The sequence below is a fragment of the Candidatus Sulfotelmatobacter sp. genome, from assembly GCA_035504415.1.
Lineage (GTDB): Bacteria > Vulcanimicrobiota > Vulcanimicrobiia > Vulcanimicrobiales > Vulcanimicrobiaceae > Vulcanimicrobium.
In genome coordinates this window covers 149,916-161,109 of record DATJRY010000006.1, presented here as the reverse complement: position 1 = coordinate 161,109, position 11,194 = coordinate 149,916, and the positions used below count along the sequence as shown (strand labels likewise).

Annotated in this window: 9 protein-coding genes; 3 read left to right on the top strand and 6 right to left on the bottom strand. The window is 72.0% G+C overall.

From position 1 onward, the window contains the following. Positions 1-185: 185 nt before the first annotated feature. Positions 186-1,304 (bottom strand): glycosyltransferase, encoded by a 1,119-nt coding sequence (locus tag VMD91_03170; protein ID HTW83054.1) that lies wholly within the window; start codon positions 1,302-1,304, stop codon positions 186-188. A 431-nt stretch (positions 1,305-1,735) separates the two neighbouring features. Here VMD91_03170 and VMD91_03165 point away from each other — a divergent pair, with 431 nt between their 5' ends. Genes VMD91_03165 through VMD91_03155 form a run of 3 tightly spaced genes read left to right on the top strand, consistent with a single transcriptional unit; the run spans position 1,736 to position 4,246 of the window. Then, on the top strand, positions 1,736-2,719 hold the full coding sequence (locus tag VMD91_03165; GenBank protein ID HTW83053.1) for a ubiquitin-like domain-containing protein: 984 nt from the start codon (positions 1,736-1,738) through the stop codon (positions 2,717-2,719). A gap of 23 nt (positions 2,720-2,742) precedes the next feature. After that, complete coding sequence (gene rsmA, locus VMD91_03160) at positions 2,743-3,546, top strand: 16S rRNA (adenine(1518)-N(6)/adenine(1519)-N(6))-dimethyltransferase RsmA (GenBank protein ID HTW83052.1); 804 nt, start codon at positions 2,743-2,745, stop codon at positions 3,544-3,546. After that, complete coding sequence (locus VMD91_03155; GenBank protein ID HTW83051.1) at positions 3,491-4,246, top strand: CPBP family intramembrane glutamic endopeptidase; 756 nt, start codon at positions 3,491-3,493, stop codon at positions 4,244-4,246. The genes rsmA and VMD91_03155 overlap by 56 nt, the downstream gene beginning before the upstream one ends. Here VMD91_03155 and VMD91_03150 read toward each other — a convergent pair. The 5 genes from VMD91_03150 to ftsH are packed head-to-tail and all read right to left on the bottom strand — an operon-like array spanning position 4,206 to position 11,166. Further along, the gene (locus VMD91_03150) at positions 4,206-5,498 is read right to left on the bottom strand and encodes a DUF2079 domain-containing protein (GenBank protein ID HTW83050.1); all 1,293 of its coding nucleotides are present in this window, start codon (positions 5,496-5,498) and stop codon (positions 4,206-4,208) included. The two genes, VMD91_03155 and VMD91_03150, sit on opposite strands and share 41 nt — an antisense overlap. Further along, positions 5,495-6,604, bottom strand: coding sequence for a glycosyltransferase (locus VMD91_03145; GenBank protein HTW83049.1), 1,110 nt, complete (start codon positions 6,602-6,604; stop codon positions 5,495-5,497). The genes VMD91_03150 and VMD91_03145 overlap by 4 nt, the downstream gene beginning before the upstream one ends. Before the next feature lie 16 nt (positions 6,605-6,620). Next, complete coding sequence (locus VMD91_03140) at positions 6,621-7,919, bottom strand: insulinase family protein (protein ID HTW83048.1); 1,299 nt, start codon at positions 7,917-7,919, stop codon at positions 6,621-6,623. After that, positions 7,916-9,250 carry an insulinase family protein gene (locus VMD91_03135; GenBank protein HTW83047.1) on the bottom strand — a complete coding sequence of 445 codons (1,335 nt, stop codon included), beginning with the start codon at positions 9,248-9,250 and terminating at the stop codon, positions 7,916-7,918. The genes VMD91_03140 and VMD91_03135 overlap by 4 nt, the downstream gene beginning before the upstream one ends. Then, the gene (gene ftsH / locus VMD91_03130) at positions 9,247-11,166 is read right to left on the bottom strand and encodes an ATP-dependent zinc metalloprotease FtsH (protein ID HTW83046.1); all 1,920 of its coding nucleotides are present in this window, start codon (positions 11,164-11,166) and stop codon (positions 9,247-9,249) included. Before ftsH ends, VMD91_03135 begins: the two co-directional genes overlap by 4 nt. Between the last annotated feature and the right edge of the window lie 28 nt (positions 11,167-11,194).

The following is an 11,194-nucleotide window of genomic DNA, read 5'->3' as shown; positions in this document are numbered from 1 at the left end:
GAGCGGGCGGGCGGCGAACGGCACCTTCACGACGCTGCGACCCGTCCCCGTGGCGAGGGCGGCGTAGACGACGCCCGTGCCGCCGTGGTCGGCGGCGAACCCGACGGCGACGTCGGCGGAGCGGTGGCGAGTGGGGCTGTGGGTCATGGCTCGTGCGTTCATCCTATATCGAACATATGTTCGAGTCAAGCGACTCTCGCGGCGAGCACCTCCCGGTAGATCTCGAGGACACGCCGCGTCTGCATCTCCACCGTAAATCGCGAGAATGCCAAATGTACGGCACTCTGATCGCGGCCCGCGCCGATTGCCGCCTCGAGCGCCCGGGCCAGCGCGGCCGGGTCGGCCGGCGCCAGCCGCCCGTGCTCGGCCAGCACCTCGCGCGCGACCTCGCCGTCGACGGCGACGATCGGGAGGCCGGCGGCCAGCGCCTCGGCCAGCACCAGTCCCTGCGTGTCGGTCGTCGAGGGGAAGACGAACGCGTCGGCCGCCGCGTACAGGTCGGGCAACGCCGCCGGCGGCAGCGCGCCCAGGAAGCGCACCCGCTCGGCGATCCCCAGCCGCGCCGCCCGCTCCGCCAGCGCGCCGCGCTGCGGCCCCTCGCCGACCAGCGCCAAACGCAGGTCCGGCGCGGCGGCCAGCGCGTCGAGCGCCAGCTCGAGGTTCTTCTCGGCGCCCAGCCGGCCGACGCTGAGCACGACCGGCTCGTCCGCGCGCGCGCCCAGCACGGCGCGCGCCTCGCCGCTGCGGCGCCCGGCGGCGAAACGCGCGACGTCGATGCCGCTGGGCACGACGTGCACCGGCGCGCGCACGCCGCTCGCGCGCAGCACGCGTTCGATCGCGCGCGTCGGCACCACCACCGCGTCGGCGGCGTTGGCGTAGCGACGCGTCAGCTCGACCAGCGCGCGCTGCGTGGCGTGCGGTTCGAACGGCGCGTAGTGCGCGTACGCGTCCAAGCGCGTGTGATAGGTGAAGACGAGCGGCAACCCGCGCCGGCGCGCGAACACGTTCGCCATCCAGCCGGTGACGAACGCGGAGTGCGCGTGCACCAGCTCGACGCCGCGCAAGCGCTCGCGGTCGGCCGCGTTCAAGTACGGCACGCACAACCGGTACGCGGTCGGCGTCGGCAGCGGCAGCGAGGGGATGCGTACGACGTCGTCGGGATCGTCGTGCCGGCGCGGAAAATTCGGCGCGATCGTGGTGACGTCGACGCCGTGTTCGCGCAAGCCGTCGCGCAGCGAATCGACGCTCGCGACGACGCCGTTGCGAATCGGATGATAGCACTCGGTGAAGAGCGCGACGTGCATCGTGGGTGCACATTCGCCGCGCGGCGCGCGCATCATCGCGCTGGGCGTGCGCACGCTTGCGGGCACGCGCGTAACGGAAGGACGACCCTCTTTCCTATGACCGTCGTATTTGACGCCGTCCTGGGGTTCGTGCTACCTTGTCGGCGTTCGCCGGGGCCCGACCGGGTCACGGCGGCATTCGTCCGAGCTCGTCCTGCACAGAAGGCCAGGAAAGCTCGGCGTCGTGCCTGAGTAGGGACGCCACCGATCCGTCGGGCTTCCTCTCGCCGACCACCAACTACGACGTCGAGTGCGTAGGCACGTACACGGACCGCTTCGGTCTGCGTCCGCTCCGACGCACCCCCGCACGAGAAAGGAGTCGGACGATCTCCAAAGATCTTCCCTCGCCGCTAACCGCGACGGGCCTGCTTTCGCTCGGTCTGCTCCTCCCCTTGGGTGCCGGAACGGCTCCCGCCCGCGTCGCCCACACGGTCGCCGCGTTCGTCGAACAGATCCCCGCCAAGCACGTCACGTTCGTCCGCGACGGTACCACCGAAGCCATCGAAACCCACGCCGCCACCGCCGGGGAACTCCTGGCCGAACGCGGTGTGAACCCCGCCCCCGACGACGTCGTCAGCGTTCCGCTCGACAGCGCGTTGGTGGACGGCGAGACGGTCGTCTTCCGAACGGCCGTGCCCGTCAGTCTCAATATCGACGGTTCGGTACAAAATCTTCACTCGGCGGCTGCAACCGTCGGTGACCTGCTGCTCAAGGTCAAGGTCCCCTACGACCGCCACGACGACGTCTCGCCGCCGGCCGGCACCGCGCTGGCCAACGACCTGACCATCGTCGTCCGTCACGTCGACCATTGGACCGAGATCGTACAGCGGCCCCTTCCGGCCACGGTCGTCAAGCGCTTCGCGCTCGATCTGCCGACCGGCAAGTCGCGGGTCGTCGACCCCGGCGCGCCGGGCCGCGTCGAGGTCACCTACCGGGTCGTGCGGACGGCCGACCGCCGCGGCGTGCGCCGCACCCAGCTGGCGACCCGCGTGCTGCGGCCCGCGCACGACCGTATCGTCGCCGAAGGGATCGCCGAGTACACGGTCCTCTCCGAGCTGGCCCGCCGCGAGCTGGTCGGCACCTTGAAGCTCGCGAACTCCGCGCTGCGGATGATCGCGACCGCCTACACCGCCCACTGCGGCGGCGGCTGCAGCGGCACGACGGCCGCGGGTTTCGCGGCCGGCCACGGCATCGTGGCGGTCGATCCGGCGGTCATCCCGCTGGGCACGCGGCTGTTCATCCCCGGCTACGGCAAGGCCATCGCCGGCGACACGGGCGGTGCCATTCGCGGCAACCGCATCGACTTGGGCTTCAACTCGCGTTCGCAGGCGAACGAGTTCGGCCGACGCCCCGTCGTCGTGTACGTCTACAAATAGAGCGCCCACCGACGCCGCGCGCGTTGCTCGACGCGCGCGGCCTGCGACCCAAGAAGCGGCTCGGCCAGCACTTCCTGATGGACGGGGGGACGAGCGCGCGCATCGCGCGCCTGACCGTCGACGCCCCGGGTGAGCGCGTCCTCGAGATCGGTGCCGGCACCGGCGCGCTGACCGCCGCGCTGGCCAAGCTCGGCGCCGAAGTGACGGCGTTCGACGTCGACCCGGACATGATCGCGGTGCTGCGCGCGCGCGAGGATCTGGCCGGCGTCGACCTGCGCCAAGGCGACGCGCTCACGTTCGACTACGCGACCTGGGCCGGCGATGCGCCCTGGCGGGTCGCGGGCAATCTCCCCTACAACGTCGGCACGCCGCTGCTCATCCAGCTGGCCGCGCTGGCGCACGCGCCCGAGCTGATCGTCGCGATGATCCAAAAGGACGTCGCCGACCGGCTGCTGGCGAAACCCGGCACCGCGCAATACGGCAGCTTGACCGTCGCGATCGCGCTGACGATGGACGTCGAGCGCGCGCTGACCGTCCCGCCCAGCGCGTTCTATCCGCGCCCCGGCGTCGACTCGACCGTCGTCGTGCTGCGCCGGCTGCCCGCGCCGCGGGTTCCGCTCGCCGACCGCGCGCGGTTCGAACAGGTCGTGCGCGGCGCGTTCGCGTACCGCCGCAAGACGCTCGCGAACTCGCTGGCGCTCGCGCTGGACCTGCCGCGCGAGCAGATCAGCGCCGCGATCGCATCGCTCGATCTCGCCCCTGACGTCCGTGGTGAAACGCTCGACCTCCGCACCTTCGCAGCTCTCGCCGATCGGCTGGCCACCTGACGGATTCGTCTGGTGGCGCTCGCTCTCGTGCGCCGTCTACGTCGCTCTGGGCCTGTTGGTCGCGGGCTTGCTGCAGCTGCTGTGGATCGCGATCACCGGCGTGCAGCCGAACCCCAAGCACCTGCAGCTGGATTGGAACGTCATCGTCCTGCAGCTGCTCACCTACGTTCCGATCGTGCCGATCCTGCTGGCCGCGCTGCCGTGGGCCGCGCGCGCGCCGCTGGCGGCGATCGGACTGCGGGCGCTCGGTGCCGGCGGGGTGTCGGCCGGCGTCGCGGGCGGGATCGCGATGTTCGCCGTCACGCTCGCGCTGGGCTCGCTGCAGAGCGTCGTCGTGCACGTGCAACCCGAGCAGATGGTGGTCGGCGCGCTGGCCGGCGCGCACGATCCGCTGCTGATCTTCGTCTTCGCGCTGCTGGCTTGCGTGCTGGCGCCGTTCGTCGAGGAGCTGGCGTTTCGCGGCCTGCTGCTCAACGCGCTGCGCCGCTACCTGCCGTTCTGGCCGGCCGCGACGCTGTGCGGGCTGGGTTTCGCCGCCGCGCACTTCACGCCCAGCGCACTGGTCCCCCTGTGGGGCGGCGGGATCGTGCTGGCCTACGTCTACGCGCGCACCGGCCTGCTCGGCGCGTCGATGATCTCGCACGGCGTCTTCAACCTGATCAACGTCGTGCTGATCGTCGTGTTCCACCAAACGTCGTGAGCGCGACCGGAACCCCGCCGCAGAGCGTGGTCCCGGACGGCCAGCGGCCGATCCCGACCGAGGCGAAGAACGCGCGCGCGTCGGTGTCGTACGCCGGGCAGTAGGCCGCCCGCGCGCCGGGGTCGTAGCGGTCGAGCCACAGGTGCGGATCCGTCGCCGCGACGGCGTACACGCCTTCGTCGGTGCGCGCGACGTGAACCGTTCGCTGCGTCCCGCGCAGCGCCGCCGCCGACGCGTACGCCGGCCGGTCGACGACGAACGGCCAGCGGCCCGGCTTGAGGACGGTGTCGTTGATGGTCAGCGCGCTGACGATCGCGCAGCCCAGCACCCACGGCGCGGCGCGCGGCGTGCGCCCGACGACGTAGGCGGTCGCGAGCGCGCAGGCGATCACGACCGACGCGGTCCAGTGGGTGCCGATGCGCGTGATCGTGTACGCCCACGGGCCGTTGAAGAGCAGCTCCGCCACCAGCGGCGCCCCCAGCAGCAGCCGCCAGCCCAGCCGCAGCGGCATGAACGCGAACGGGAAGAGCACGGCCGCGAAGAACGCCAGCTTGTCGAGCGGGCCGATGACGTGCAAGCCGTACCCCGGGATCGACGGGCTCGCGCCGTGCAGGTGCTCGGCGAGGACGAAGCCCAGCCCGTTCACGACGGCCAGCGCGACGATCGAGAGGCCGATGCGGCGGTCCCACCACAGCGCGCACGCCGCGCCGAACCACACCAAGAACAGCGCCTGATCTTCCTTGAGGCCCAGCAGCAGCTGCGCGCACAGCAGGCTGAGCGGAAGCGAACGCCGCGCGACGGCCAGCACGCCGCCGGCCGCGAACAGCGGGACGAACACGTTCTCGAGGAAGTTGCCGTACGCCAGTCCCTGCGCCGAGGGCGAGAGCAGGTAGGCGATTCCGACCGCGCTCGCCGCGCCGGCGCTCGCGCCGCAGCGCCGCGCGAAGGCCGCGATCGGCAGCGCGGCGGCGGCGACCGCCAGCACCTGCACGATCAACAGCGTCTGCGCGTAGGGAAACAGCGCGACCAGCGGCACCAGCGCCAGCAGCACCCACGAGTCGTGGACCTGCAAGTGGGCGCGGTTCTCGGCGGTGTTGAACGAGCCCAGCCCGTGCGCCTCGCCGCTGAGGAACTGCAAGAACGTGCCGGTGTCGGCGCCGTAGCGCAGCGCCCACAGCTTGTTGAGGTCGAGCAGCACGTACACCAGCGCGAACACGCAGGCGCCCACGACGACCGCGCGCGGCGGCTTCACCCCGCGCGCCGGGCCTGGGTGTCGGCGACGATGGCGCGCAAACGGGCGACGAAGCGTGCCGGCGCGTACGTCTCGGCGTGCGCGCGCAACACGGCCGGCGCGTAGCGGCCGGGCTCGAACGCGCGGAGCGCCGCCGCCAGCGCGGCCGGCTCGGCCGCCTCGAAGAACGCGCCCGTCTCGCCGGCACGAATCGTTTCGAGCGCGCCGCCGCCGGCGTACGCGATCGTCGGGCGGCCGGCCGCGGCCGCTTCCAGCGGCACCAAGCCGAAGTCTTCTTCGCCGGGCAGCAGCGCCGCGATCGCGTCGCCCACGATCGCGTTGCGGGTCGCGTCGTCGACGGCGCCGGTGAAAGTCGTCGCCGTGCCCCGCGCGAGCCGGCGCAGGCGCGCGGCGTCGGGACCCTCGCCGAGGACGCGCAGCGGCACGCCGGCCAGCGCGCAGGCGGCGATCGCGAGATCGATCCGCTTGTACGGCAGCAAGCGCGAGACGACGACGTAATAGTCGCCGCGCCCCGCGCCCAGCGTGAAGCGGTCGACGTCGACCGGGCACGGCAGCACGTCGGCCTCGCGGCCGTACCAGCGCCGCACCCGCTCGGCGACGTTGCGCGAGTTGGCCACCAGCCGCGTCGGCCGCTGCGCCGCCCGCACGTCCCAGGCCGCCAGCGATCGCACCAGCGGTCCCGCCAGCGCGCCCAACCCGAAGCCGCCGACGTAGCGTTGCGCGTCGAAGACGAAGCGCGAGACGGTGTTGACGTAGCAGACGTGCACGGCGCCCGGCGGCACCAGCACGCCCTTCGCCCATGCGGTCGTCGACGAGACGATCGTGTCGTAGCCGGTCAGATCGAACGCCTCGAACGCGCGCGGGTAGAACGGCGCGTAGAGCCGGAACGCGCGCCCGCGCAGCGGAAAGTGCTGCAAGAACGACGTGTGCACCCGCTCCGGCGCCACCAGATCGCCGACCGCCGCTTCGTCGTAGAGCGCTGCATAGACGGGCGCGTCGGGCCACGCCGCGGCGAAATGCGCGAAGACGCGCTCCGCGCCGCCGCGCTGGTTCAGATAGTCGTGGACGAGCGCCGTGCGCGCCGCCCCGCCGTTCGTGCGCACCACCGGTGCGCGGGGCCGATCAGCCGCCGTCGCCACGCGGTAGGACGAGTGCGACGTCGAACCGCTGGAACCATTTCTTGGCGACGCGCTCGACGTCGGCGGCGGTGACCTCGTCGATCGCGGCACCGACCTGCGCCGACGCGTCGGCGTTCAAACCGTGCGCGACCGCGTTGCCGATCGACCACGCACGCTCGTCGAGCGAGAGCGACTCGAGCGCCCACTCGCCGCGCGCGCGTTGGCGATAGCGCGCCAGCACGGCCGCCTCGAGCGGTTTCTCGGCGGCCGCCTTGACCAGCGCGTCGAGCGCGGCCAGGCCGACCTGCGGCTCGACCTCGCTGCCGTTGAGCCACAGCGCCAACTGCGCGGGATCGGCGTCGTAGCCGTAGATGCTGCCGATCGGGCGGAAGACGAACGGACGCACCGTCGCCTGATCTTGCTTGAACAGATCGGAGAGGATCGCGCGGATGACCAGCGCCGCCGGAAAGTCGCGGTCGCCGAGCGCCGGCGCCTCGAAGCCGATCACGACGTAGGGTGAGTAGACGTCGTCGCGGTGCGTCACCAGTCGTTTGGGTTGCGCGGTGAGCGGACGGATCGCGAGCGCGCCGTCCGGCGCGTTGCCCGGCGCGAGCGCGTCGACCAGCGCGCGGCTGCCGCTCTCGTCGGCCGGCCCGGTGCGGCCGACGGCCGTCACGAACGCGTCGCCGCGCACGTACCAGTGCGCGTAAAACGCCGCCGCGTCGGCGGTTCCCAGCGCGAGCAGGGTCTGCGGCGTGCCCAGCGCCGGTGCACCCGCGCCGTCGCGATAGTAGGACCCGCGCAGCATGTCCAAGCCGACCAGCCGCGGATCGCTCTGCGCGTCGGCGATGCGATCGCCGAGCTCGCGCCGCGCCGCGGCCAGCGTCGCCGGATCGAAGCTGGGCGCGTGCAGCGCGCGCGCGACCAGGTCGGCCAGCGGGCCGATCTGCTCCGGCCGCGCTTCGAGGTAGAAGCGCGCGTACTGCGCGGCGACGGCGAAGGTCACCGAGCCGCCGCGCGCCTCGACCGCGTCGGCCAACGGCACGCCGTCGACCGGCGTGCGCAGCACGCTCTGCGCGACCAGCGCGGCGAGCCCGTTCTGGCGGTCCTCCTGGCGGTCCAGGCCGGCGCGCACGAACAGCTCGAGCCCGGTCAGCGCGACCGTCGCATCGGGCTCCACGTAGGCGCGCGCGTCGCCCAGGTCGACGACGGTCGCGCCGCCCGGCGCGGGCAGCGCGGCCGTCGCCGTCACCGGCGCGACCAGGACGAGCGCCGCGGCCAGCACGGCGAAGGGACGGATCACGTGGGACTCGCTTTCGTCTGCGCCTTGATCAGCGTCACGGTGGCGGGCGCGCCGCCGAGATAGCGCGCCGCTACGCGCGCCACGCTCTGCGGCGTGAGGGCGTCCGCCAGCGCGAAGTAGCGTCCCGCCGTCCCGCCTTCGGCCGGTGCGTACGCGGCGTCGCCTTCGACCGCGTACCAGCCGTACGTGTCGGCGATCTCACCGGGCGTCTCCATGTCGCCCAGCAGCCGGTAGACGAAGCCGGCCTTGGCGGCCGCGAAGGCGGCCGGCGCGAGCGGCTTCACCGCGCGCGCGATCGTCTGCTCGACGATCGGCACGGCGGCCGGAACGTCGTCGCCGGAGAGGGTGACCAAAAAGACGCCGGCGCTGTGGTAGGTGACGAACTTGCCGCTGACGCTGACCTTGCGGTCGGCCACCGCCCGGGTCACCAGACCCGTGTGGGGCGCGAACAGCGCGTCGGCCAGGAAGTCGAGCGCGGTCGCGGACTCTTCGTCGGCGATCGGCGGACCAACCCAGCCTAGGCCCACGCCGGTCGCGTTGGCGACGATCGGCGCGGCCGACGGGCGCGGCGAGGGTTGGGCCGTCTGCGGTGCCGGTGGCTCGCTGCCGGCGGTGGAGACCTCGGGCCGGTTGGCGACGCCGCTGAGCACGCCGGCGTCGACGGCTCCGGTCAGGACCAGGATCGCGTTGGACGGGCGGAACGCGCGCTCGGCGAAGGTGCGCACCTGGGCCGCGTCGATCCCCTTGAAGGCGCCCGCGGCCGGGATCGTCCCGTCGTGGAGCGGCCCGGTGGCGAAGAGCGAGGCGCCCAAGGCGTTCTCGATCGCGTCGGAGGGGTCGAACGAGCGCACCAGCGCGTCCTGACCCGTCTCACGCAGCCCGACCTGGAAGCCGTCGTCGGTCACCACCGGGGCGAAGTAGGCGCCCGTCATGGCCCGCACGACCGCGCTGGCGCGCTCGGGCGGCACGACCGCCGTCACCGAGACGCTGTCGGGGTAGACCGCCACGCTCAGCACGCCGCCGAAGCCGTCGACCAGCTCGCCCAGCGAGGTGCCGGTCAGGCCGGCCGACGCCGCGACCGTGTCGGCCGCCAGCGCCGAGAAGCCGGGAATCGCCGGCTCGCCGAAGCCGCCGGCCGGAGCGCGGTACCACAGCGCGATGGCGGTCGCGCTCTGGGTTGCATCGGGGCGCAGCTCGTAGCTGACGCCGCCGGGCAGCGTGCCGGTGGGCATCGCGGCCGGAGCGGCCTGGGCGCGGGCGGCGCCGGGAAGCCCGGAGACGAGAAGGGCCGCGACGAGCGCGGCCCTGGGTGCGAATCCGGCGAGGGTCACGCCGGCTCCGGAGAGATCGAGGGCGGCATGCGCCGCGGCCGTTCGCCGCGGGGCTCCGACTCGGGCGGCTGCGAGGCCGCGACCGGCATGTCGTCGACGGGCGGCGGCGGCTCGACCCGCGTCGGCGGCCACGGCTTGTCGCCCAAGATCGCCAGCACTTCTTCGGTCTCGACCGTCTCGTGCTCGAGCAGCGAGTTCGCCATCCGTTCGACCTTGTCCCAATTCGTCTCCAAGATCGAGCGCGCGTCCTGGTAGCAGCGGTCGATGATCCCGCGCACCTCGGCGTCGATCTTGCCGGCGATCTCCTCGGAGTAGTTGCGGTCGTCGCCGAAGTCGCGGCCCAGGAAGACCTGGTGGTTGCCCTTGCCGTACTGAATCGGTCCGAGCGCGTCGGACATGCCGTACTGCGTCACCATCCGGCGCGCAAGCTCGGTCGCCTTCTCGAAGTCGTTCGACGCACCGGTGGTCACGTCGCCGAACTTGATCTCTTCCGCGATGCGGCCCGCCAGCGCTTTCTTGATGACGGCCAGGATCTCGTTCTTGGTCTGCGAGTGACGGTCTTCGTCGGGCAGCGACCACGTGATGCCCAGCGCCATGCCGCGCGGGATGATGGTGACCTTGTGAACCGGGTCGGAGTTGGGCGTCAGGCCGCCGACGATCGCGTGGCCCGACTCGTGAAAGGCCGTGTTCTCCTTCTCGCGCTGCGACATCACGACCGACTTGCGCTCGGGACCGACCATCACGCGGTCGATCGCCTCGTCGCAATCGTTCATCTCGATGATCGACTTGTTGCGCCGCGCGGCCAGCAACGCCGCTTCGTTGAGGAGATTCTCGAGGTCCGCGCCGGAGAAGCCGGGCGTGCGCCGCGCCAGCGTCTCGAGCGAGACTTCCTTGGAGAGCGGTTTGTTCTTCGAGTGCACCGCGAGGATCGCCTGACGGCCGCGCACGTCGGCGCGGTCGACGACGATCTGGCGGTCGAAGCGGCCGGGGCGCAGCAGCGCCGGGTCGAGCACGTCGGGGCGGTTCGTCGCGGCGATCAGGATGACGCCGGTGTTCTGATCGAAGCCGTCCATCTCGACCAGCAGCTGGTTGAGGGTCTGCTCGCGCTCGTCGTGACCGCCGCCCAGGCCCGCGCCGCGCTGGCGGCCGACCGCGTCGATCTCGTCGATGAAGATGATGCACGGCGCCGACTTCTTCGCCTGCTCGAACAGATCGCGCACGCGCGAGGCACCGACGCCGACGAACATCTCGACGAAGTCCGAGCCGGAGATCGAGAAGAACGGCACGCCCGCCTCGCCCGCGATGGCGCGCGCGAGCAGCGTCTTGCCGGAGCCCGGCGGCCCCAGCAGCAACACGCCCTTGGGGATGCGCGCGCCCAGCGCCTGGAACTTCTTCGGATACTTGAGGAACTCGACGACCTCGCCCAGCTCTTCTTTCGCCTCGTCGACGCCGGCCACGTCGGCGAACGTGACCTTGGGCCGGTTCTCGCTGAGCAGCTTGGCGCGCGAGCGCCCGAACGAGAGCGCCTGACTCCCCCCGCTCTGCGCCTGCCGCACGATGAACACCAGCAGCAGCGCCATCAGCAGCAGCGGCACGAAGTTGATGATGTAGCCCAGGAACGGCGTGGCCTGCGCGTTCACGACCGTGATGTCGACCTTGGCGGCCCGCAGCGCCGGCAGCAGACCCTGATCGTCCGGCGCGGTGGTGGTGAACTTCTCACCCGAGGCCAGGTCGCCGCTGATGTCCTTGCCCGAGATCGTGACCTTCTTGACCTGGTGGCTCTGGACGTCCGCGAAGAATTGAGAGTAGGAGAGCGGTTGGCTGGTCGGCGGGTTCAGCACCAAACGGTCCACGATGAAAATCACCAGGACGAAGATGATGAGGACCAGGACGATGCTCTTGAGGTGCTTGCCCATGCGTTGCGAGACCCTTTTACCGTTCGTT